This is a genomic window from Bacteroides sp. AM54-2NS, from assembly GCF_003602935.1.
Taxonomy (GTDB): Bacteria; Bacteroidota; Bacteroidia; order Bacteroidales; family Bacteroidaceae; genus Bacteroides; species Bacteroides xylanisolvens.
Genome location: NZ_QTMZ01000022.1, coordinates 46,693 through 70,872 on the forward strand (window position 1 = coordinate 46,693; position 24,180 = coordinate 70,872).

Genomic DNA, 24,180 nt, shown 5'->3' on the forward strand with positions numbered 1-24,180 from the left:
ACAGATTCCACGGTTTTCATTAATCAAAATTCACTGGGAAGCCGTGTCATCCGTGGCAAAACAAAGATTAGTCCGGCCGCAGCCCCTTTTAATAGTTTAATTTTTAATCTTTAATTACCAAAGATGCCAAAGAGAAGACGAAGTAAAGCTTTCTGGAAAAATTTCAAGTTCAAGTATAAACTAACGATCGTTAATGAAAATACACTTGAAGAAATTGTCGGACTTCGTGTATCCAAGCTCAATGGACTATCCGTTTTACTTTGCGTGCTGGCAGTGCTTTTCCTGATTGCTTCCTGCATCATTACTTTCACCCCGTTGCGCAATTATCTTCCGGGATATATGAACAGTGAAGTCCGTACACAGATTGTAGATAATGCGCTGCGTGTAGACTCTTTGCAACAAGTGCTCAACAAGCAGAACCTCTACATCATGAATATTCAGGACATTTTCAGCGGGAAAGTGCCTATCGACAGCGTGCAAACGCTTGATTCGCTGACTGCTGCCCGTGAAGACACGTTGATGGAACGAACCAAGCGGGAAGAAGAATTCCGCCGCCAATATGAGGAGAATGAAAAATACAATCTGACCTCCATCACTTCCCAACCGGACGTGACCGGATTGATATTATACCGTCCGACACGAGGCATGGTGTCCGACCACTTCAATGCCGAAAAGAAACATTACGGCACTGACATTGCCGCCAATCCCAACGAAAGCGTACTGGCAACCATGGACGGAACCGTCATCCTTAGTACATACACCGCTGAAACCGGTTATCTGATTGGCGTGCAACACAACCAGGATTTAATTTCGATCTACAAACACTGCGGCTCTCTCCTGAAAAAGGAAGGTGAACGGGTGAAAGGAGGCGAAGCCATCGCCCTGGTAGGAAATAGCGGAACACTTAGTACAGGGCCGCACCTGCACTTCGAACTTTGGTATAAAGGTCATCCGGTAAATCCGGAAAAATACATTGTTTTTTAGGTTATCAATGATGAATGATGAGATATGGCGAGTGATGAGATATAAGTGATAATCAGCGATGATATGTTTGTCAACAAAATAGGAAGAAATAGATAAAATGAATATAGAGACTAATAAAAAGAAAAAACAAATAGCTATTCTAGGCTCCACAGGTTCTATCGGGACGCAGGCTTTGCAAGTCATCGAAGAGCATCCCGACCTGTACGAAGCATACGCACTGACAGCCAACAACCGTGTGGAACTACTGATTGCCCAGGCACGGAAGTTCCAGCCGGAAGTGGTAGTGATAGCCAACGAAGAAAAGTATTCCGAACTGAAAGAAGCATTGAGCGACCTGCCTATCAAGGTGTATGCAGGGACCGACGCTATCTGTCAGATTGTGGAAGCAGGTCCTATTGATATGGTACTGACAGCCATGGTCGGTTATGCCGGACTGAAGCCGACAATCAACGCGATCCGTGCCAAGAAAGCGATTGCGTTGGCAAATAAAGAAACATTGGTAGTAGCAGGTGAACTGATTAACCAGCTGGCACAACAATATCGCACTCCGATTCTGCCGGTAGACTCTGAACACTCCGCCGTTTTTCAGTGTTTAGCGGGAGAAGTGGGCAATCCGATTGAGAAAGTGATATTGACTGCTCCGGAGGTCCGTTCCGCACTTACACTTTGGAACAATTGAAGTCCGTGACTAAGACACAGGCCTTGAAACATCCCAATTGGAAATGGGAGCAAAAATCACGATTGACTCTGCTTCTATGATGAATAAAGGTTTTGAAGTGATCGAAGCCAAATGGTTGTTCGGTGTTCAACCCAGTCAGATTGAGGTGGTTGTGCATCCGCAATCAGTCATTCACTCGATGGTGCAGTTTGAAGACGGAGCTGTAAAAGCACAGTTGGGCATGCCGATATGCGCCTGCCCATCCAGTATGCATTCTCCTATCCCGACCGTATCAGTTCTTCTTTCGACAGGCTCGATTTCTCCAAATGCACGAACCTGACGTTTGAGCAACCCGACACGAAACGTTTCCGCAATCTGGCACTCGCTTACGAAGCGATGTATCGCGGAGGGAACATGCCTTGCATCGTTAATGCCGCCAATGAAGTAGTGGTAGCCTCTTTCCTGAAAGACGGCATCAGCTTCCTCGGCATGAGCGACGTGATAGAGAAAACAATGGAACGGGCCACCTTCATTGCCAACCCGACCTACGATGATTATGTGGCTACCGATGCGGAAGCAAGAAAGATAGCAGCAAGTCTGATATAATTCATTTCGTAGAGGAATAAAGAAAATAGAGAAATTGATTAGTATTAATATAAATTGAAAATAGCCTTTATATCTTCTCTTTGGCAGAGAATCCAGTGAAGGCTTTAAATTGTAAATAGACTATATGGAAACATTTTTGATTCGTGCCCTGCAATTGATTATGAGCTTATCTTTGCTCGTTATCATTCATGAAGGCGGGCATTTTCTTTTTGCCCGTTTGTTTAAGGTGCGTGTAGAAAAATTCTGCTTATTTTTTGACCCCTGGTTCACCCTGTTTAAATTCAAGCCCAAGAAAAGTGACACAGAATATGCAGTAGGTTGGCTGCCATTGGGCGGTTATGTCAAGATAGCCGGTATGATTGACGAGTCGATGGATACCGAGCAGATGAAACAACCCGAACAACCGTGGGAGTTCCGTTCCAAACCGGCGTGGCAACGTCTGCTAATCATGGTGGGTGGCGTACTGTTCAACTTTCTGTTGGCCCTGTTCATCTACTCGATGATTCTATTTGCGTGGGGCGACCAATATATAAAGGTGCAGGAAGCTCCTCTCGGTATGGATTTCAACGAAACAGCCAAATCCGTAGGTTTTCAGGACGGCGACATCCTTCTTTCTGCCGACGGCGTTCCTTTTGAACGTTATGACGGCGATATGTTGAGCCAGATTGCCGACGCCCGCGAAGTAAGCGTTATCCGCAACGGTGCGAAAGCCTCCGTTTATATCCCTGAAGACTTGATGCAACGCCTTCTGGCAGACAGCATCCGTTTTGCCTCCTACCGTTTCCCGTATGTGATAGACAGTGTGATGGTGAATTCTCCTGCCGCACAAGCAGGCATCCAACCAGGCGACAGCATTATCGCCCTGAACGGAACACCGATTTCTTTCTCCGACTTCAAAGAAGCGATGGCAGAACGTAAGAAAAACGCGGAAACCCTGCTCAAAGACAGCATAGATCCGCGCCTGATTACACTGACCTATGTGCGTGGCGGCGTAACCGACACATTGAATATGCGTGTAGACTCCGCCTACCTGATGGGTGTAACCGCCTGTCTCGTCACAGACCGCCTGCTCCCTATGGTGAAAAAAGAATATACTTTCTTCGAATCCTTCCCGGCAGGTGTCTCCCTCGGCGTAAAAACCCTGAAAGGATATGTAGGAAACATGAAATACCTCTTTTCGAAAGAAGGAGCCAAACAGCTAGGTGGCTTCGGAACAATCGGCAGTATCTTCCCTGCTACATGGGATTGGCACCAGTTCTGGTATATGACAGCCTTCCTTTCCATCATTCTGGCTTTCATGAATATCCTCCCTATCCCCGCATTGGACGGCGGCCACGTGCTCTTCCTCTTCTACGAGATGATAGCTCGCCGCAAACCGAGCGACAAATTTATGGAATACGCTCAAATGACCGGTATGATTCTACTCTTCGGTCTGTTGATATGGGCTAACTTCAACGATATTCTAAGGTTCTTCTTCTAACAGACCAAACGACAGAAGAAAAACATAAAAAACAATCCCGATGAGAACAGGTATTCACTCCTCTCTCATCCGGGATACTTTTTTTATAGAGTGGAAGGCTGCGATAGTCTCAAGCTGCTGACGATAGCCGCCACAACAGCAAATCCACTTCCTACCATAAGGCAGACAGCCGTACTCCGGTCATGAGCAACGAAGCTGAAAAGTAATGCGACCAATGTTGTCCCGGTGGTCTGTCCCAACAGGCGGGCCATTCCCAACATACCACTGGCTCCGCCCGAACGTTGCGTAGGAGCGGAAGAGATAATCGTACTGTTGTTCGGTGTCTGGAACAATCCGAATCCTGCACCACACAGCATCAAACGCAGAATGATACTAATATCGGACGACTCGGCAGTCAGACTGGAAAGCGAGAAAAGTCCGACGGCAAACAGAGCCATCCCGACACTTCCCAAGATACCGGGGTGGATGCGCTCGACAAGATATCCTGCCAACGGAGCCGTGACAAGCGTAGCCAACGGCCACGGTGTGAGTAGAAGTCCGGTCATGACTTCGCTGTGTCCCAAAGTGTTCTGGAGGAAAAAAGGCAAAGAAACCATCGCTGTCATTTGTGCTATGAAAGAACAGATGGAAGTCAGGATGGACAGCCGGAAAATCGGAATCCGCAGCAGATCAAGAGGGAGCAGCGGAGTGGTCTGCGTCAGTTGCCGGCGCACGTAGTAGGTACCGACCACTGCCAACACAATCAGTTGAATGAAAAGGAAGTCCATTTTCTCATGGTGGGCAAATCCGTCCAGCGTGTAAATGAGCAGACCGAAAGTGACCGCATTCGCGATGGCACTGATGTAATCGAATTTACGTTTCGTACGCTCCTCCTGTCGTGGCAGATGTTTGATGCCGAGAAGCAATGCAGTGAGTCCTAACGGCACATTGATGGCAAACAACCAGTGCCAACTGGCAATGGAAAGAATACCGCTCGCCACAGATGGTCCGGCGGCAGCCGATATAGCGACTACCATTGCATTGATCCCCATCCCCCGCCCGATCTGGCTCTTCGGATAGATGTAACGCAGCTGTGCCGTATTCACACTAGTGATGGCGGAAGCGCTGAACCCTTGAAAGATACGGGCAACCGTCAAAGTCCAAAACGAATCGGACAAGGCACAGATCAATGAAGTGACGCAAAACAATCCGATGCCCGAAAGAAAGACTTTCCGGTAACCGATGATTTCACCCAAAGCGGAAAAAGACAGTAGCGATATAACGATGGCCAGCTGATAGCCGTTGATAATCCAGGTGGTTACAGCGGGAGAAGTCCCAAAATCATGTGAAAGTGTAGGTAGTACGATATTGACGATGTTAATATCCAGTACTGACATACAAAGAGCAAAGCCGACAGACACCACCGCCCAAATACGTTTAGGCATTGGCAAGCCATCGGTCTCATCGTTTTTTTGAGTTGGATTTATTGGTTGTACCATAAAAACTTATTCTTGTAAGTAGTCGTTTATTTCTTCACCATCAAGCAGACACAAACACAGACGCAAGCCCCACCGGCTACCAAAAAGCACCGCGTTACTCTGTGATGAAAAATGATTCACTTGGTTTCGTAAAGGTAAACAAAACAACGGTACAGGTGTTTTTGTTTCCTTTGAAAAATAAGTTTTTTTAGTGCTCAACTACTGGATTCAACTTACTCTAAATGTCGAATTACATTTACTTCAGCTTCAAAATCCGCTGATTACTGCTTCCCCTGAACTCCAGATATGGAGAGAAAAGAGCCTGTTCGAAGCGTCCGTCCACCAATACATCAATATAATCAAGAGCGGCACTCAAACGAGGCTGCGCCTTAATTTCTTCGTATGTGTATCCGGTGTAGCACCACACGTTCATCCCTGTTTCCTCTTTCACCCGTTTCAGTAAAAGCAGGAACGCTTCCGGATGAAAAAACGGATCACCGCCGGAAAAAGTAACGCCGTCCAACAAAGGATTCGCTTTGATTTCACGGATGATGGACTGTATTTTCTCCTCCGTCAGTTCTTCCCCTGCTCCCGGATTCCAACTCTCCGGGTTGTGGCAACCGGGACAATGATGGGAGCAGCCGGCAAGATAAATAGAATACCTGATACCTTCACCGTCAACGATCGTTTCAGAATAAGTTCCTAGTAAATTCACTTCTTTAATAGCTAATGAAAAATAAAGATTTGAGAATGGATGATAACCATATAAATGTGGAATAAATACTCGTTACAGAACAGTACAAGATGAGAGTAACGTGCTGCAAGCAATAACCGAATAATGGATAATGAACCGTAACGCTTTCATCAAGCACCGTTCATTATCCATTCATCAATTATCAAACATTTATTCTACAAATGTTTTACACGGTCCTTCTCTTCTGCCCGTTTGGCAGAGTTCCAAGAGCTTAAATCGCCCGTCAGATAACCGGTGATACGGCGCATACGGAGAATACTTTCACTCTGGCATACAGGGCATTTATCGAAGATAACCCCCTTGTAACCACAGTTATGACAAGTGTCTACCGGGTGATTGATAGAGCGTATCCAATTCCTTCGTCGTGCATCACTTTCACAATCTTGGCAATGGCACGCACATTCTTCTGCGCTTCACCGTCCAGCTCCACATACGTGATGTGTCCGCCGCGTGTAATAGCGTGGAACGGAGCTTCACGCTTGATTTTCTCAACGATGCTGATCGGTTCTTTCACGTCTACGTGGAAAGAGTTGACGTAATAGTCGCGATCTGTCACTCCGGGGATTTTTCCATATTTCCGGCGGTCCATTTTCGTGAAACGTCCCGAAAGTCCTTCGGCAGGAGTAGCCAGAACGGAGTAGTTCAGGTTATATTTCTCTTTATATTCGTCTACCACTTTATTCATTTCCATCACCGCTTCATACAGCGTGTCCCATGCTTTCTGGCTGTGTCCGTGACCTTGTCCGTAGAGAGCCACCATCGCGTTATGCCCGCCGATAAATCCGATCCCCAGTGTACCGCTGCGCAAGGCGTCTCCTACCTGTTCGTTCGGATTCAGTTCGCCACCGCCTTTCCACACATTATTTCCCATCATGAACGGGAACTGGCGTGCCAGGGCCGTACGCTGATACTGATAACGTTCGTAAAGCTGGTCGGCTACGAGCGCAGACATTTGGTGTACAGATTCGATGAAAATTTCTTTTGCTTTTTGTTCGATGGCGTCCTTGTTGCGTTCATCTTCTACCAGATTTTCCGCTTTGATACGGGCTTCGATAGCCAGTCTTGGCATATTCAGTGTGGTGAACGAAAGATTGCCACGTCCTAAAGAAGATTTTTCTCCGGCCACATTTTCAAAAACACGGGTACGGCAACCCATTGTTGCCAGTTCGTAAATGTAACGCTGCGGATCGTCGGCTTTCCATTTCTCGTTCTTGTTGAAAGGTGTGTCGAGGAACATGAAGTTCGGGAACAACGCTTTCGCAGTAGTCTGGCAAGCCTTTAATAACAAGTCGAAGTTGGGAGCCTCGTAACTGTCGGTCATTGCCTCTTCGATGTTCTCCGCTTTCATTGCTTTCTCAAAGTCTTTCTCCGAGTAAGAAACGCCGTCTTTCACCTTGAATATCTGGATAGGGAATACGGGCACTTCTCCTCTGGTGCCGAGGCCTTCAATGGTAGCTTTCAGCAGTTCTTCGATCACCATGCGGCCTTCGGCAGAAGTGTCCGTTCCGTAGTTGATGGAACTGAATACCACTTGGTTACCGCCACGAGAATGCATCGTATTCAGGTTGTGGATGAATCCTTCCATTGCCTGATGTGTATCTTTACGGGTCTGTTGGTAGGCTTTTTCGACGATGCGGGCAAGGTGTTCTTTATCTATAATGATCTGTAAAGCGACCAGAGCGATGCGCAATGTTTCGCGTTCGGCCTCGGTGGACTTGATAGACGGAAGGTATTCTTTAATCAACGTGCGGATGGATTTTTCATCGGCCTGATTTCCGTTTTCCATAGCCACATAGAAGTTGATGAACGATGCCAGATGCTTGCGGAAAGATTTGGCCACTCCTTTTGCCATGAAGAAGTCGAAAGCCGGAATCGCCTGTCCGCCATGCTGCTCATTTTGGTTGGTCTGAAAGATGATAGTAGCCAGCGTAGCATAGCTTTGGATGCTTTGCGGGGTGCGGATGCTACCGTTCTTTGTGCGGAAACCGCGTTCAAAGAGGTCATCCATATCATATTGGATGCAGGTTGTCGTCTTTGTCGGATAATAATCCAGGTCGTGGATGTGAATGTCTCCCAACTGGTGCGCTTCGGCAAAACGTTTCGGCAACAAGTATTTATAGGTATAATCTTTAGTTACTTCGGAAGCGAACGTCATCATCTGCCCGGCAGGCGTGTGACTGCTCATGTTGGCGTTGCTCAAATTGACATCGTTCTTGTCGATAGCCACAATGCCGTCCATCACCTGTTTCATCTGGGTTTTCTTATCACGCTCCGTATTCCGCCATTCGCGATAGATGATGTATTTCTTCGCTACTTCCGGCCGCACTTTCATCAACGACTTTTCTACCAAGTCCTGAATCTCTTCTACGGTGATCGTGGGGGTAGCAAACTGACTGATAACATTCATGGTGATGTCAGCAACCAACTGCTGCTCATCCTGAATTCCACTTGCACTGAATGCTTTACTGATTGCATTCTTAATCTTACTGATAGAGAAATCTTCTCTTTTACCATCACGTTTGATGATACAAATTTCCGCGTAGTTCATAACTTTAACTCCCGAAAGCATTAATAAATTAAAAATAGAAAATCTCTTCGGCAGGTCTTCTGACTTATCCCTCCCCCGCAACACCTTCCCACACCGGCATCGATGCAGTGGCCTATTGTGCGGATTCTTAGAGAATTACAGCAGCGGGTACTGTCGCCGATTTGCACAGCGTTCCCTCATTGACTAAACCTCTTTTTAGTTCCGAAACCGGATACAAAGATAGGAGATTATATCATAGCTTGGTTAGCTTTTAACATTAAATTTCGGGAAACTATTCTTTCTCGCTGATACAGAAAGTTTTCCAAAACGGAAAACTTTTTTCTGATTTTAACGTGGATAATATTCCAAATTCGTTTATTTCACCCCAAAGACATATATAGTTTTTAGATACTTTACCCTTAGCGAAAAAAGGATGTGTTAAGCGAAAAAAGGATGTGTTAAAAGTCTCCACAACTATCGTTTGCTTCATAAGTTATAGACTATTTTTTCACTTTCGACAAAACCTTTCTTTCCAATAGAATGAAAGAAATTATAATTTTTCTATTTCTTCTTTCGAAAGCCCGGTAGATTTCATAATAATATCGTCAGCCACACCTAATTCTTTCAAATTACGAGCTGTTTCTTCTTTACCTTTTTGCAAGCCTTTCTGTAATCCTTTCTGTAATCCTTTCTGTAATCCTTTCTGTAATCCTTTTTGTAAGCCTTTCTGTTCAGCAAAGTCCAACGTATTAAAATAATCGTTATAAACTTTCCATTCTTCTTCATACTGGGCTCTTTCCTCCTGGGTCATATTTGCTTTGGAAGCCAACTTTTCAAGTCGCTCGAAGACGGCCTTGCGAGCCTTGAAAGGCATCCGGTCAAGTGTATCCATATGCTTTAGTATATAAATCCAGCGTTCAAAATCATTTTCACATTCATCCTCTTCTTTGTTGAAGTTCGGCAGTTCGATAAAAATCTGCCGGAACTTGTTGCTGAAGAGCTTCCCCGTATCCCTGTCAGAAAGAACGATGTCCGTTCTGATTTTAGAGGCATATCCTTATCCATCACGAAATTCATGAAGAACACTCCGTACACGGCATCCAACTGGAAGTTCCAAACTCCCCTTTTCGCTTGCTGCGTAATGGCCCTAGAAAGATAGAAGAGGGCACGATCTTTAAAATAAGGCTGTTCCCGGTTCTGCATTTCTACGATAATACGTTCACCGGTATCGGTTACGCAATAGATGTCGTAGATAAGACCTCGTTCTGTTTTTACTTCCGGCGGCTGTTCGTTGTTAAGGAACCTGATGTCGGTGATTACGTGCTCGCCTACGAGCAAATCGTTCAAGAAGTCGATTAACAACTCCTTTTCTACCTCTCTGCCGAATAAAAACTTAAAGCCAAAATCGGTAAAGGGATTGATAAATCTTCCCATTATATGCTGTGTCTCAATTATAAAACAAAGATAGAGTTTTTTTGTTGAATACGGTCAAGAATAGAAGAAAATAAATGGATACAAAAAAAGCTGCCTCATTCAGAAATATTTCTGTCTTAAAAAAATTATCATCAAAATTCTCGTTTCCGCCATATTTCCGAAAAAGTATTTTCGGAATACGAAAAAAAGAAAAGCTGCCTCGTCCATTCGAGACAGCTTCTTTACTTGCTCCTTACTTATGTTTACTCTATGAGTTGCTACACGTTTTTTTTACTTGTTCCGCGAGCTACGTGCAGACGGCACGTTCTATGTTTTTACGTCATTCCGTTTCATACCTTTTTTTTCAGGTATGCCAAGCCTTTTCCAGCTAGCTAATCCTTTTCTGCCTTGCCGTTTCTCCGGTGGCGGAAACGCAGAACTGCTTCAAGAATATCCAGCAACTTCTCCAATAATAGTCTCATCCGTTTTCTTTTTAAAAGTTAATAATCCGTTTTATGTCCGTTGGGATCCGTTTATATATCCGTTGGGATTTGACTGTCAACCGTCAACCGTCGGTCGTGTCCGGCTGACAGTCAAGTTACCGGTTAAGCTGCCGGGTCCGGCGCTTCTCCGCTTCCACCACCAGGTTTATTATCGTCATCCGGGTCTTTGTCAATGACATCGTCGGCCACAAACGAACCCGCTACATCCTTGATGTGCACAAACTCCACTCCGGTGGTCAACGCACGGGTAGCACTTCCGTTGGCGGCACGAGTGTATTCGGGCGTAAACTGGCAACGCAATGAAGTGATCTGCGAACTGCTGACCTTATTTTCCAACTCTACCCCTTTCCCGTTTGCCTTGGCAATCATAGTAAACGTCCCCAAGCCTTCGAGGCGCACCGTGCGGCTATTGAGCAACTGTTCACGCATCACCGACATCAGGTTACGAATAACGTTATGAACATCACCCGCTGTCAGCGAGGCTTTTTCTGCAATCAATTCCGCCATTTTCTGCGTATTGACCATTTTCCCGAATTTCACCAGACGGGGATAATAAAGTTTCTGTCCTTCCTTGTTGGCAAGCGTTGCCTGATACGGTTTGTAAATTAATGGCATACTTTTTTTCCTTTCTTCTTTTTAATGATTAATGAATAAATTCTATCTGTAACCGATTACGAAGGCAAAAGTATAGGAAAGGAAAAAAGCAAAGGAACACAATGTGACAACTCGTCACAAGAGACAACCCAAAGGCACAATTTCTACACAAGCTATGCCAACAGAGGCTTCTGTACAAAGCAGAACCACTTGGCATAAAAAAGCGTATCTTCGCATTCACACAGAATAAACTTAAAAGAAACAGATAAGTTCCTGTCACTGATTAATGGCTATTTTTTTAGGAGTAATCCGTGCCTAAATTATGATATAAACGAATTATGATATAAACGAATTATGAACACCTACTAATAATAGAAAGTACCGACAATGAAAACAGAAACAACAGCAACCTCCGTCAGCCCAAAAGAAATGCCGGAGACGGCAAACTCTACCCGCATACAGACTTACAGCAAAAGTCAGCTGGCCACACTTTATCTGCCTCACATACAGCCTGCCTCGGCACGCCGCACCCTCCGCAGTTGGATTGCCCAAAATACGGCATTACAAGCCGCACTCGCCCAAACCGGCTACAGCGAAAAGGCAATCTTACTTACTCCGGCTCAAGTTGGACTATTCTTCAAGTTTTTGGGAGAACCCTAAAAAACAAATACGGCACGGAAAAGAATGAAAATAGAGTGATTTAAATGGATATTTGCCATCGTAGTGTCCGAGCAGGATTTCCCTTCAGCATACTAGTAATTTTTTAGACACGGATGACGCGGATTTTTAAAGCTGCACAGCTATTTAAAAATCCGCGTCCGTTATCCGCGTCTAAAAGATAAATTCATAACCGGGCAAAAATATCGCCCGAAGCCGCTTTATTCCGAGGGTTCTTCTCCCGACGGTTTCATTAAATCGGCGGTGACCTCCGACGAAAGCCAACAGCAGCCGCGTCATCGGTCCATTCCTTCTATTTTCATCTTTAATTCTACTTTTTATTGTTCCTCTTTCTCCCTATCTCCTTATCTCCTTCCTTTTCCGTAGGATCCTTAACCAGTTTTTTGGAGGTATGAAACCGAATTTCAATGTCTATATGGCAGTCATTATCCACCGTGCAGTCTATATCTGCCGAATCGTCAACAATTAGATTTAAAATTTGACACAATACTTCGGGAAATCCGGGAATAAATTCAGACTCTCCAATGATACAAGCAGAATAATTATGAATAGTTGTCCAATCGGGGATAGGACTCTGACCGTCAAATTTACATTTGCATATACGTCCTATTGAAGAACGCGAACAATTCGAATTGTTCGCCACATAGCCTTCCGGAATATTATTCAACTGTTCTATCTTAAAAATGCGATCCACCACCGCTTTCTTCACATCGTCGTCACTATGACGGACACCGGTTGTTTTACTCTGTTTATCCCTACTTTTTACTTTAAATTTCTTATTTACCATTTTCATAATTTATTTTTATAATATTCCACAAAAGTCCGATATTTCTTTTAACATTTGTGTTCAAGCATGACACATTCGTTCTTATTCCATGAATAAATTCAAATATGGGTCGAATCTTTTAATGCATCGACTCATTCAAGCATGACACATTCGTATCCATTCTTTTTATGCGTCAAGCTTGGACAACCTTTACGCAACTCATCTTCTACCTTTGCCACCGTAATCAAAAATAAACCGAATAAAAAAATGACTGAAATCAAAAAGAATCATTCACTTCAACGGATACGGCTTATGAAGCAGGCCGCTGTCATCCGGCAAAGTAATGGCATGAGCCGACACGATGCACTCGTCACGGCTCACCGGATAGGAAAGCTTATCCGACAAATGCATCACGGAAACGTCTGTTTCCGATATACCAAGCAGGATGGAACCATCCGTCGTGCCACCGGTACACTCATCGGCTACGAACATAGTTTCCGCCGCCCGTACACACCAAAACCGGAGAACACATTTGTCGTCTATTACGACATCGATGCCAAAGGCTGGCGCACCTTTCATGCTGAAAATTTTCTGGATATCGAAGTGGAATGAATCTACAGGAAAAAAGGATGAACCTGCAGGAAAAAGAATGAATCTACTGAAAAAGAAAATGAACCTACAAGAAAAAGGAATGAATCAGCAAGAACGAAAAGAGTGGGAAGCTCTTTGCAGACAGTATAATGTAGACTCCCTGCAAGAAGCGATTCAAGGTTGCCGGGAAGAATTAGAATTTCTCATTCACTGTGCCGAACGGCTCGAACCTCCTACAGAGCAAGATGAAGACAGCAAGAAACGCCGTTTAACACATACAAGAAACGCCGCTTTTCCACACTAGGAAGCGCCGTTTAACAGATGCAGGAAACGCCGTTTCTCCTTGCCAAATTCAGAGAAGCGACTATTTTTTAACAGAGTATAATTTTATTAACATTTATCAGTATCAAGTATGGAAAATTGGAGATTTATTGAAGAAAACCCCGACTATATGATTTCAGATCATGGGCGGGTATTGAGTTTCAAGGGCAAATCGAAGTTAATTCTTTGCACTAAAATCATCGGAACCGGTTATGAAACGGTATCACTCCTGAATAAAGGAATTTGTACCGATTACAACGTCCACCGCTTAATTGCCAAAGCATTTATTCCGAACCCGAAACATCTGCCGCAAATAAACCACCTTGACGGAAACACAATGAACAACCACGTGTCAAACCTTGAATGGTGCGATGCATACACCAACACGATGCACGCCATCCGCACAGGATTACGCCCCACCGGAACAGGTTCCCGCAAAACTCCCTGCGCCGTAACGGATGCGAAAGGAATCATTTTACGTGCCTATCCGTCTATGAAAGAAATGGGCAGAGAGGAACGTCTGAAACCGTCACACCAACACTGGCTCATCCTGCAACTGAAACATCCGGATCGTGTATGGCTACATAACCTACGTGCAAGGCAACATCGGGGAAACGATTTCATGAAAGTTCCCTTTGCCAATTCATCGGCTTTATCACAACTGCCTGTCTTTTTAAACTCATTGGCAATAACGGATACGGCTGTACCACCGATTCACGCTCCCTTCACTCCGGTGCACCACTCGGTGACAAAGCAATATTACCGTCAACTGTCTGCAGAGGAGGCTGCCGCCTTCGGATTCACCTCCCCTACTATACGCAAACAAGAAAGGAGGATTTCACAATGAGAGACACCATCATCATCCATTGTTCCGCCACTCGTGCGGGACAGGATTTTACCGCTGCCGACATCGACCGCTGGCATCGTCAACGCGGCTTCCGTTCTATCGGTTATCACTTCGTCGTCCGTCTCGACGGCACGGTTGAACCGGGAAGGGATGTTGCCCTCGACGGAGCGCATTGCACGGGATGGAATCATCGGTCTATCGGTATCTGCTACATTGGCGGACTGGACAGGAACGGTCGGCCTGCCGACACACGAACGGAAGCGCAGCGTGAAGCACTTGTCCGGCTGGTAGAAGATTTGCGCCTTGTCTTCCCTTCTCTGCAACAGGTGATAGGACATCGGGACACCAGTCCCGATCTTAATGGAGACGGTATTATCTCACCGAACGAGTATATAAAATCCTGCCCCTGCTTCGATGTAAAAGCGGAGTTTATTCAATAATTATCAGTTATTTATTATCAATTATTTACAATCAGTAATTTATCATCATGGCCCGCATTTCCAAACCCGGATTAGATTATTTTCCCCTCGATGTCAATTTTCTGCAGGACAGAAAAGTACGCCGCATCTCCTGTCGCCACCATGCGGCAGGGATTGCTGCGCTCACTTCACTGCTTTGCCTCATTTATAAAGAGAAAGGTTATTATATTTCGTGGAACAAAGACACGCTCTTCGACATCGCCCAGGAAGCGTGTTGCGGGGAGGAGGAAATGCAGGCCATTATTGATGATTGCCTGGCGGTGGGGCTGTTCGACGATCTTATATATAAGGAGTACGGTGTATTGACTTCACAGGCCATTCAGGAACAATATCATAAAATCATCACCGACAGCCGGAGAAAATACAAATTACCTCTGGAACATTTCTGGCTTATCAAGGAAGATTTTAAAGATGTAACAGAATCCCATGATTTTGCTACAACAATGCCACAAACAAAAGAGGAAACGGATACAGATATCAAAGGTAAACAGGAAATGGATATGGAAAATGAGATCAAATCTGAAATCAAAAAAGACAAAGAGACAGAGAGACAAGGAAAATGCCAAAAAGAGAATGAGAGGATAATGCCGCCCGTTCCGTCAAACAGCGTTTTTCAGGCTTCGCCTGTCGTTGTAGAGGGTTTGTCTTTGGATAAATCGATTGGAAGAGAAAAAACGGAATCTATTGCGGAGACGGTTTCTGAAACAATTTCTGAAACAGCTCCGGGAACAGTCTTAGAAACAGCTCCGAAAACGATTTCGGAAGGGATGCAAACGGGAGGGGGTTCGGAAGCTATACTTCTACTAAATATGCAAACAATCGGTATTCGGAACGAACAGACAGTGAAAGCGATTGCCGCCCTTGCCCGACGTAAAGAACTGGGAGGTCCCGGCGGGATTTTATGGAAAATCCTTAGTTCCCAATACCGCCCTACCCTACTCAAAAAGAACGAACCGGGTGATTACATTCTTTGGGCGCTCAATCATCCGACGGAATTTGAGAACACATACAACGGGACACTGAAAAAGCTAATCAGGGGAAGATAAACCGGGAAAAAGTCTGAATATAAAAACGAAACACATAGTGCGGACATCAAACAGAATGTAAAACAAGGAAACACAATACGAACACCCAATAAAGAACAGGAGTGCCAAACACAACAAAAAAAAACAGGGAAGCACTTTATTTTTGCCGCAAAAAGATAGAAAACCAAGAATTATCGTACCTTTGTAGTACGAAGAAAAAGCCTCTTTTTTAGGTATAAAGAGAAACGTCTCTTTGCAAAACAAAACATAAAAAAGAAACCACCTAAAACAATGAGCAAATTTATCAATCCGTTCACCGACTACGGATTCAAATTAATATTCGGCAGAGAAGTGTCTAAAGAGTTACTAATCGAATTTCTGAACGACCTGCTCGAAGGTGAACGAGTGATAACGGACTTACAGTTTTGAATAATGAGCAATTGCCATTATATCCGGAAGGGCGAGGCATCATCTATGACGTGTATTGCACCACGGAGACGGGCGAAAAAATTATCGTTGAAATGCAGAATCGTATGCAAAGCAACTTCAAAGAACGCTCGATTTATTATTTGTCTCGTGCCATCGTCAATCAAGGAATGGCAGGCAATGAATGGAAGTTTGACATAAAAGCGTATACGGGGTTTCTTGATGAATTTCATCATCGACAAGAACATAAAACTCCGCACGGATGTTATTCTAAGTGACAGGGAAACAAGAGAACTTTTCTCGGATAAGTTTCGGGAAATCTTTATCGCCCTCCCGCTCTTCAACAAAAACGAAGAGGAATGCGAAACGAATTTTGAACGTTGGATTTATATATTGAATAATATGGAAACTTTAAAACGCATGCCGTTCAAGGCACGAAAAGCTGTCTTCGAGAAATTGGAAGATATCGCTGATGTGGCTTCTATGTCTCCGGAAGACAGGGAGCGATACGACAATAGCGTCAAGGTGTACCGCGATTATTTGGTGACAATGGATGCAGCTGAACAAAAAGGGATGAAAGAAGGGATGGAGAAAGGGATGGAGAAAGGGATGAAAGAAGGCGCCCAAAAAGCCCAACTACAAATAGCCCGGAACATGAAAGCCAAAGGGATAGACAACCAATCTATTGCCGAATGTACTGATTTACCTTTAAGCATGATCGAAGAGTTATAGAGTAATTAGACAAAAGAAGTTAAAAGCACTCATCAATCCACAATCAGCCACCCTCTCTTGCAAATATATTTGTTATTTTTGCGGAGTAATAACATTATTACGTTCCAAAACAGATATTTGGGGCATAGCTCTAAAGGAGACATTAATTATGGGAAACAGTTTAAAAAAACAGAAAGAAGCTTCATTGGCTGCTAACAACACCAAAAAGAGCAAAGGTGAGAGACTTGGATGGAAATCAATAAGCGAATATAAAACTGTGTCTCTCAAAAAAATTGTCGGAAACGGGAATCGTGTAAACGAAACAAATATTCCTGTAAATACAAGTATAAGACTTGTACCGTAATGCTGGATAATATAAGGCCTTATAAGATGATATTTATTCAAAAAGCGTCACCAAATGTTGGTGACGCTTTTGATTTTGCATATATTTATAAATTCTACTCAAACAGAAAAGATATCTGTCAAAGACTAAAATACATTGTCAGGGTTGAAGTTACCAATGATATTTTTGCCATCAAGTTTTATGCTGCCAGAGACAAAAAGCTCGATAATAAATATAACCGAATTCTCAAAATGCACAACTATACAGAAACTCTACGTATATTTATGACTTGTGCCAGCATTGTCCCTCTCATTTTACAAAAATTCCCACTAGCTTCATTTGTGATAAATGGTGCTCAAAGTTTAGATTTAGAATCTAACAAAATAGAAGGAAGAGCCAACAATCAAAGGTTCAGATTATACAAAAACATGGCTACCCAATTATTTGGTAAAGAACGTTTTGAACATTACGAATTTATAGAAATCAGTTCTTACCTGATGGTAAACAAAAAAGAGTGTTCTGATATAGAGAGAAAAAAAGACAGAATTAAAGAAACCCTTCTTAACCTATATGACATAGACAGCTAAAACAAAAGAGGTGAGTTCCCCTTCACAGGGTAGCCCACCTCTTTCTCTTCATACACAAACATTCAAATGATCAGGTACCAAATGTTAGTCAATGTAACGGATGCCATCCATTTTAAACATACCTCCCTACATACGGCCACCACCCAAAGCCTGATACAACGTAATCACACCCTGAATTTCGGTAAAGCGGTTCGCCACTTGTGACAGTTGCGCGTTGAGCAACGTCTGTTGTGCCGTCAGCACTTCCAGATAAGTGGTGTTGCCATGCTTCATCAACAGGCTTGTGCTCTTGGCGGCTGTTTGCAAAGAGGCTACCTGCTTGTCATAGTAGTCGGCTTTCTCGCGGGCAGTCTGATACTGTACCAGTGCCTCGTTCACTTCCACACCTGCATTCAGCAAGGTTTGCTCAAAGCTAAGGCGGGCTTCCTCTTGTTGGGCTTTCGCTATTTTCAGTTGGGCGATGTTGGCGCCTTTATTAAATAGAGGCTGCGTCAGAGAAGCTACGGCGGAAGCCAGAAACTTACCCGGATTGACAATCATGCTACCCGCACTGTTGGTCCAGCCTGCGCTGCCACTCAACGTGATGGAAGGATAGAAAGCGGCACGGGCGGCATTTGTGGTGTAGAAAGCCTGTGCCAACGAGAATTCTGCGCTACGCACATCGGGACGGTTGGAAAGCATCTGCAAGGGAACACCTACGGAGAAGTTTTCCGGCAACTGCTGGTTTCCCAGTTTGCCACGCTGTATCTCATGGGGAGTTTCAGCCAGCAACAACGCCAGTGAATTCTCCGCCTGGTTGATTTGCTCTTTCAGGTCGAGCACGGTGGTACATATATTATAATAAGTGGCCTCCGTCTGCGCCAGTCCCGCCTCGTTCACCATACCGGCTTTTTTCATGGCACGGGTGGCGTTCACGCTTTCCTTCCACGCAGCTTCGGTGGCAACGGCTATCTCATATTGCGAATCGAGCATCAACAAAGTGTAATAGGTGTTGGCAACGGATGCCACCAATTGTGTCTTTACGGCTTGTTCATATTCCTTGCTCTGTTCGTAAGCGGCTTTCGCACGACGTTTTGCGGTGGTCACTTTTCCGAAAATATCCAGTTCCCACGAAGCGGTCACGGGCAGAGAGTAAGTCTGCGTCGCCTTTCCACGGTCGAAGCTACTGGCAACTCCTTCCGGCGCAAGGAATAAAGAAGGCAGATAAGACAGTTTGGACGTCAGCAAGGTAGCTTCCGCTTCTTTCACACGCAAGTGGGCAGTCTGCATATCGGTGTTGCGCACGAGTGCCGAATCAATCAGGTTTTGCAAAGACGAATCGGTAAAGACCTCCCGCCACGAGAGGTTGCCGAAGTTTGCCGTATCGGCGGCGGCCACTGACTCGCTGCCGTAAAGTCCTTCGGGGACTTCCGATACCGGTTTGTATTTATTATAGATACCGCAACTGCTCAAAACGAGTGTTGCTGCGGACAGAATTATTATTTTTCTCATTCAACTATAAATTTATGATATAAACTAATGAGGAGGACAGATTCACTGTATCCTAATTAAATGCTTATTTTATCTTTCAGACAGAAGAACAAAAGAACAAATATTGAAGTCATTGTCAACGTTCTATTACAATGATTGTATTCATTATATCAACTAAGTATTCTTGCATACTCATCTTATATTATCAGCACGGATTACGCGGATTACATGGTTCCTCGAATGACGGCTGTTATTAAGCAACTGTCTAATCTGTATCTGAATTTATGATATAAACTAATGATGGTGATATACTTATATTAATTACATCGATTATATGATTACATTAATTATATGACTACACCGACTTTATCTTTTGTACTTATGTTCTTCTGTCTGAAAATCAGAATTACTCTTTTCCAGCCCTGGACTTTTCTTCCTCGCTCACTTTGATTTCCTCTTCAATCTGCCAATCATGCGTAGGGGCACTCTGTATGGGACGGAGACGTTCCTGCAACCATTGGAAAGCAATGAACAAAGTCGGCACGATGAAAAGCAGTGCCAGCGTACCGATAGTCATACCGCCAACTACCCCCGTACCCAATGAACGGTTACCGTTAGCTCCTACTCCACTGGACATCATTAGCGGGAACAGACCGAAAATCATCGTCAAAGCCGTCATCAGAATCGGGCGCAGACGGGCTTTGGCTGCGCTGACAGCAGAAGCAATCAGTCCCATACCGGCCTTCCGGCGTTCGGCAGCATATTCCGTCAGCAAGATAGCCGTTTTTGCCAGCAAGCCGATCAACATAATCAGACCCGTTTGCAGATAAATATTATTCTCCAGTCCGAACATCCGGGCGAAAAGGAAGCTACCCATCAATCCGCAAGGCACACTCAAAAGAACGGCGAACGGAATAATGAAGCTCTCGTAAAGCGCACTTAGAATGAGGTAAATCATCAGGAAACAGATACCGAAAATAATCATCGTCGTGCCGCTTTGCTGGTTTTCCTCACGGGTAATACCTCCGTAGTCATAGCCGTAACCTTTCGGAAGAGACTGTTCCGCCGTTTCCTGCACAGCCTTGATCGCGTCTCCCGTACTGTATCCATCGGCCGGCATCGCGTTCACCGCAATAGAGTTATACATATTGAAACGGCTCAACGACTCGGCACCATAGCTGCGGGTCAGCGTAACGAACTGGCTTAACGGAGCCATCTCACCATTGGACATACGCACAAAAGCGTTGTCGAGCGAAGTCTCGTCCAGACGGAACATCGGATCGGCCTGAATCATAACGCGGTACACTTTAGAGAAACGGTTGAAGTTGGACACATACTGACCACCGTAGTAGCCGGACAGCGTACTCAACACAGCGTCGGGCGTGATACCTGCACGCTTGCATTTAGCCGCATCCACCTCTACCGTCCATTGCGGATAGCGCACGTCGAACGTCGAATAAGCCATTGCTATTTCAGGCCGTTGGTTCAACGCTCCCAAATATTGCTGGGTAGTGGTGAAGAACTCATTGATATCACCGCCCATCTTGTCCTGCATGTGAAGCTCAAGCGCATTACCCATACCGTAGCCCGGAATCATACCCGGTGAGATGGCGAACACACTGGCATCTTTAATATCGGCCGTAAGGGCATACACCTGTCCGATCACCGACTGCACATTATCCGCGTCATCCGGTCGTTCGTCCCACGGTTTCAGCTTGAGAATCAACATACCGAACGAACTTCCCTGTCCGGCCAGCAAACCGTAACCGGCCACTTTCTGCACGTGCTTCAGTTGGGGAATCGCCATCAGGCGTTTTTCGATGCGTTCCATCACCTCATCCGTCGTTGTGAGCGAACTGCCTGCCGCCGTACTTACATTGACGAAAATCACCCCCTGATCCTCGTCGGGCACCAGACTGGTCTTTGTCGTATTCATCAGGAACACAAGCAACACTACGGAACAAGCCAGCAGCGACCATGTGAGCCATCTGCGCTTGATAAAGAGCAATACAATCGTCTTATATTTATCCACCATCACATCGAAAGCCGAATTGAAAGACTTACGGAAACGTGCCGCAAAGTTGTTCTTCTGCGTTCCGTCTTCATTGATGTAAGGCTTGAGCAGCAATGCGCACAAAGCCGGACTCAAGGTCAACGCATTGATGGCCGAAATACCTACTGCCACCGCCATCGTCAACCCGAACTGTGTATAAAACGTACCGGAAGTGCCGCCCATAAAGGACACCGGAATAAATACCGCCATAAACACCAGTGAAGAAGTGATAACAGCATTACTAATACCTTTCATCGCGTCGATACTTGCCATATAGGACGACCTGTACCCCACATCGAACCGCGCCTGCACCGCCTCGACGACAATAATGGCATCATCCACCACCGTACCGATCACCAGCACGAGCGCAAACAGTGTCAGCAGGTTGATACTGAATCCCGCTATCGCCATGAAAGCGAACGTACCTACCAGCGACACAACGATTCCGACCAAAGGAATCAATGTGGAACGGAAGTCCTGCAAGAAAACGTACACTACGAGGATCACGAGGATAATTGCCTCGATCAACGTCTTCACCACCTCATGAATGGAAGCGAACAGGAAGTCGTTGGAGCTCATCATCTGTGTCAGCTCCACTCCTTTCGGAAGATCCTTGCGTGCCTCATCAAGGAATTTGTCGATGTTCTGGTTTACTTCCGTCGCATTGGATCCTGCCGTCTGGAACACCATACAGGACACACCCGGATGGCCGTCCATACCACCGTGGTAAGCGTAGCTGTCCTGTCCCAGTTGTACGTCGGCAATATCTTTCAGTTTCAACACCTCGCCAGTATCGCTAGAACGGATGACGATGTCGCCAAATTCTTCGGGAGTAATCAGACGTCCCTTGTACTTCATCGTATATTGGTACGTTTCATTCGAGTTCTCGCCAAACGAACCGGTTGCCGATTCGATATTCTGCTCGGCAAGCACGCCGGTGATGTCGGACGGAATCAGTTTGTACTGTGCCATCACATCCGGCTTCATCCATACACGCATACTATATTCACCACCCATAATCATCATATCGCCCACACCGGAGATACGGAGAATCTGTGGTTTCAGGTTGATACTGATATAGTTGGACAGGAAGTTCTCGTCATAACTCTCGTCCGGACTGGACAAGGAGAACATCTGCAAGATACTCGTCTGCCGCTTGGAAGTGGTCACACCGACTTGGGTTACTTCCGCCGGAAGCTGTCCCGTAGCACGCGACACACGGTTTTGCACGTTGACAGCCGCCATATCAGGATCGGTGCCCTGCTTAAAATAGACGGTGATGCTCACCGAACCGGCATTGGTGGCGGAAGATGTCATGTAGGTCATGTCCTCCACCCCATTGATCGCCTCTTCCAAAGGCGCGATTACACTCTTCTGCAACGTTTCCGCACTGGCGCCATAATAGGTGGTACTCACCATAATGGTAGGCGGAGCAATATCGGGGTACTGCTCAACAGGCAGACTGAACAGCCCGATGATACCCACTACAACAATCGTAATAGAAATGACTGCCGATAATACGGGGCGTTCTATAAAGGTTCTTAAATTCATGAATGATTCCTCCTTGGTTTAATTTTCAGTAGTTGTGGCCGAAGACGCTGTGGCTGTCTCTGCCGACAGAGATTGAGCGGTCGTCTCCGCTAATGAGGATTGGTTGATTGCCTCTGCTGATGAGGATTGGTTGATTGCCTCTGCTGATGAGGATTGATTGATTGTCTCTGCTGATGAGGATTGATTAGCCTTTGTCACTCCTGCCACTGGAGTTTGAGCAGCCTTCGCCTTGACCGGAGTACCTTCACGAAGCAATCCTACGCCTTCGGCCACAATCACATCGCCCGGTGCCAAGCCTTCATCTACAATAAATTCCCGACCGCCGTTGACGCGAGTCACCTGTACCGGGTTTGATTGAGCTTTACCGTCCACTACCTTATACACATATCTCTTATCCTGTATTTCGAAAGTGGCAACCTGCGGAATGGTCAATGCTCCCGTTTTCTGCACAGGAACAATCACGTTGCCCGCACCACCGCTATGCAACAATCCTTCCTTATTCGGAAAAACAGCACGCAGACTGACCGTACCCGTCGAACGATCGATCACTCCACTAATCGACTCGATCTGTCCTTGTTCGGAATAAGCCGATTTATCGTTCAGTTGCAGATTGATGGCAGGCATATTTTTCAGCACCTCTTCTTTGGAACCGTATTGGCGGATGAGTCCCAGCAACTGGTTTTCCGTCATGGAGAAGTAAACATACATATCCGAATTGTCGGAAACCGTTGTCAGCGGTTGGGCAAGAGCGGAACTTACCAAAGCACCTACGCGGTAAGGCAATGTACCCACCACACCGTCTGCCGGACTTTTCACAACCGTATAAGAAAGATTGTTGCGGGCACTCACTTCCTGCGCTTTTGCCTGCGCCAACTGTGCCTTGGCAGCCAGTAGGGAGTTTTTCGCGGTACTCAAATCGAAAGAGGAAACTACGTTCGCTTTATACAGTTCCTCTTTACTGTCATACGTCAGTTGTGCCGTAGCCAGAGAGGCTTTTGCCGACTCAACGTTTGCCACTGCCGTTTGCAAAGCAGCTTCATACGGCACCTGATCGATGACGAACAACGTCTGTCCGTTCTTCACGCGTTGACCTTCCGTCACACAGACTTTAGTCAGCGTACCACTCACCTGGGGATAAATATCAATATCTTGGCGTCCGCGGATGGTTGCCGAGTAGGCGCTTGAAATCATCCGGTCGGCCGGAACAACGGTCATCACTTCGTATTCTGTTTCCATTTGTGCCGGGGGAGCCTGTTTACAGCCTGTCGCAGCAATCATACAGCAGAGCAACAATAATCCCTGCTTCATTTTACATACCTTTCTACTCATTTTCTGTTACCTATTAAATATTTTTGA

The 24,180-nt window shown here is 45.5% G+C and carries 18 protein-coding genes, 4 pseudogenes and 1 riboswitch; of the genes and pseudogenes, 12 read left to right on the forward strand and 10 right to left on the reverse strand.

The genetic code is table 11. The features are described 5' to 3' along the window. The first annotated feature begins 123 nt into the window (after positions 1–123). From DXA05_RS14695 to rseP, 3 genes and pseudogenes are all read left to right on the forward strand, one after another. Complete coding sequence (locus tag DXA05_RS14695) at positions 124–984, forward strand: M23 family metallopeptidase (RefSeq protein ID WP_004317001.1); 861 nt, start codon at positions 124–126, stop codon at positions 982–984. A 97-nt stretch (positions 985–1,081) separates the two neighbouring features. Then, positions 1,082–2,248 (forward strand): annotated as a pseudogene (locus DXA05_RS14700) (1-deoxy-D-xylulose-5-phosphate reductoisomerase). Between the two features lie 124 nt (positions 2,249–2,372). Next, entirely contained in the window at positions 2,373–3,728 is a 1,356-nt protein-coding gene (gene rseP / locus DXA05_RS14705) for an RIP metalloprotease RseP (RefSeq protein WP_004317003.1), read from the forward strand. A gap of 83 nt (positions 3,729–3,811) precedes the next feature. Here the strand turns inward: rseP and DXA05_RS14710 are convergent, their stop codons facing one another. The 6 genes and pseudogenes from DXA05_RS14710 to DXA05_RS14730 all read right to left on the reverse strand — a co-directional run bounded on the left by DXA05_RS14710 (position 3,812) and on the right by DXA05_RS14730 (position 10,997). Then, positions 3,812–5,206 carry an MFS transporter gene (locus DXA05_RS14710; protein ID WP_128859307.1) on the reverse strand — a complete coding sequence of 465 codons (1,395 nt, stop codon included), beginning with the start codon at positions 5,204–5,206 and terminating at the stop codon, positions 3,812–3,814. A 235-nt stretch (positions 5,207–5,441) separates the two neighbouring features. Then, on the reverse strand, positions 5,442–5,900 hold the full coding sequence (nrdG, locus tag DXA05_RS14715; RefSeq protein WP_004313428.1) for an anaerobic ribonucleoside-triphosphate reductase activating protein: 459 nt from the start codon (positions 5,898–5,900) through the stop codon (positions 5,442–5,444). Positions 5,901–6,094: 194 nt separating this feature from the next. Further along, the gene (gene nrdD, locus DXA05_RS28410; protein WP_347812606.1) at positions 6,095–6,187 is read right to left on the reverse strand and encodes an anaerobic ribonucleoside-triphosphate reductase; all 93 of its coding nucleotides are present in this window, start codon (positions 6,185–6,187) and stop codon (positions 6,095–6,097) included. After that, positions 6,151–8,508: pseudogene (locus DXA05_RS14720) on the reverse strand (anaerobic ribonucleoside triphosphate reductase). The gene nrdD and the pseudogene DXA05_RS14720 overlap by 37 nt, the downstream one beginning before the upstream one ends. A gap of 10 nt (positions 8,509–8,518) precedes the next feature. After that, a riboswitch (cobalamin riboswitch) is annotated at positions 8,519–8,708 on the reverse strand. 308 nt (positions 8,709–9,016) lie between these two features. After that, positions 9,017–9,900: pseudogene (locus tag DXA05_RS14725) on the reverse strand (Rpn family recombination-promoting nuclease/putative transposase). A gap of 584 nt (positions 9,901–10,484) precedes the next feature. Then, a complete protein-coding gene (locus DXA05_RS14730) occupies positions 10,485–10,997 on the reverse strand; it encodes an HU family DNA-binding protein (protein WP_049702164.1) in 513 nt (170 codons plus the stop codon). Between the two features lie 366 nt (positions 10,998–11,363). Here DXA05_RS14730 and DXA05_RS14735 point away from each other — a divergent pair, with 366 nt between their 5' ends. Further along, the gene (locus tag DXA05_RS14735; RefSeq protein ID WP_128859308.1) at positions 11,364–11,636 is read left to right on the forward strand and encodes a DUF4248 domain-containing protein; all 273 of its coding nucleotides are present in this window, start codon (positions 11,364–11,366) and stop codon (positions 11,634–11,636) included. Between the two features lie 328 nt (positions 11,637–11,964). On the opposite strand, the gene DXA05_RS14740 is transcribed toward DXA05_RS14735, so the two are convergent. After that, positions 11,965–12,447, reverse strand: a complete 483-nt coding sequence (locus DXA05_RS14740; protein WP_128859309.1) for a hypothetical protein — start codon at positions 12,445–12,447, stop codon at positions 11,965–11,967. A 240-nt stretch (positions 12,448–12,687) separates the two neighbouring features. Between DXA05_RS14740 and DXA05_RS14745 the strand changes: the two genes are divergently transcribed. The 8 genes and pseudogenes from DXA05_RS14745 to DXA05_RS14780 all read left to right on the forward strand — a co-directional run bounded on the left by DXA05_RS14745 (position 12,688) and on the right by DXA05_RS14780 (position 17,750). Then, positions 12,688–13,032 (forward strand): SH3 beta-barrel fold-containing protein, encoded by a 345-nt coding sequence (locus tag DXA05_RS14745; protein WP_008770759.1) that lies wholly within the window; start codon positions 12,688–12,690, stop codon positions 13,030–13,032. A 37-nt stretch (positions 13,033–13,069) separates the two neighbouring features. Beyond that, positions 13,070–13,315, forward strand: a complete 246-nt coding sequence (locus tag DXA05_RS14750) for a hypothetical protein (RefSeq protein ID WP_229127526.1) — start codon at positions 13,070–13,072, stop codon at positions 13,313–13,315. A 108-nt stretch (positions 13,316–13,423) separates the two neighbouring features. Further along, a complete protein-coding gene (locus DXA05_RS14755) occupies positions 13,424–14,179 on the forward strand; it encodes an HNH endonuclease (RefSeq protein ID WP_117684042.1) in 756 nt (251 codons plus the stop codon). Next, positions 14,176–14,619 (forward strand): N-acetylmuramoyl-L-alanine amidase, encoded by a 444-nt coding sequence (locus DXA05_RS14760; RefSeq protein ID WP_009038703.1) that lies wholly within the window; start codon positions 14,176–14,178, stop codon positions 14,617–14,619. The genes DXA05_RS14755 and DXA05_RS14760 overlap by 4 nt, the downstream gene beginning before the upstream one ends. 47 nt (positions 14,620–14,666) lie before the next feature. After that, complete coding sequence (locus DXA05_RS14765; protein ID WP_128859310.1) at positions 14,667–15,704, forward strand: DUF4373 domain-containing protein; 1,038 nt, start codon at positions 14,667–14,669, stop codon at positions 15,702–15,704. 270 nt (positions 15,705–15,974) lie between these two features. Further along, positions 15,975–16,841 (forward strand): annotated as a pseudogene (locus tag DXA05_RS14770) (Rpn family recombination-promoting nuclease/putative transposase). Between the two features lie 148 nt (positions 16,842–16,989). Further along, positions 16,990–17,184: a hypothetical protein gene (locus tag DXA05_RS14775; RefSeq protein WP_004317307.1), complete on the forward strand. Its 195-nt coding sequence runs from the start codon at positions 16,990–16,992 to the stop codon at positions 17,182–17,184. Positions 17,185–17,210: 26 nt separating this feature from the next. Beyond that, positions 17,211–17,750 carry a hypothetical protein gene (locus DXA05_RS14780; RefSeq protein ID WP_249225896.1) on the forward strand — a complete coding sequence of 180 codons (540 nt, stop codon included), beginning with the start codon at positions 17,211–17,213 and terminating at the stop codon, positions 17,748–17,750. A 126-nt stretch (positions 17,751–17,876) separates the two neighbouring features. On the opposite strand, the gene DXA05_RS14785 is transcribed toward DXA05_RS14780, so the two are convergent. The 3 genes from DXA05_RS14785 to DXA05_RS14795 form a co-directional block, all read right to left on the reverse strand. Beyond that, positions 17,877–19,241, reverse strand: a complete 1,365-nt coding sequence (locus DXA05_RS14785) for a TolC family protein (RefSeq protein WP_128859312.1) — start codon at positions 19,239–19,241, stop codon at positions 17,877–17,879. A 385-nt stretch (positions 19,242–19,626) separates the two neighbouring features. Further along, positions 19,627–22,824, reverse strand: coding sequence for an efflux RND transporter permease subunit (locus DXA05_RS14790; protein ID WP_128859313.1), 3,198 nt, complete (start codon positions 22,822–22,824; stop codon positions 19,627–19,629). Positions 22,825–22,842: 18 nt separating this feature from the next. Continuing rightward, positions 22,843–24,153 carry an efflux RND transporter periplasmic adaptor subunit gene (locus DXA05_RS14795; protein WP_128859314.1) on the reverse strand — a complete coding sequence of 437 codons (1,311 nt, stop codon included), beginning with the start codon at positions 24,151–24,153 and terminating at the stop codon, positions 22,843–22,845. Positions 24,154–24,180 lie beyond the last annotated feature (27 nt).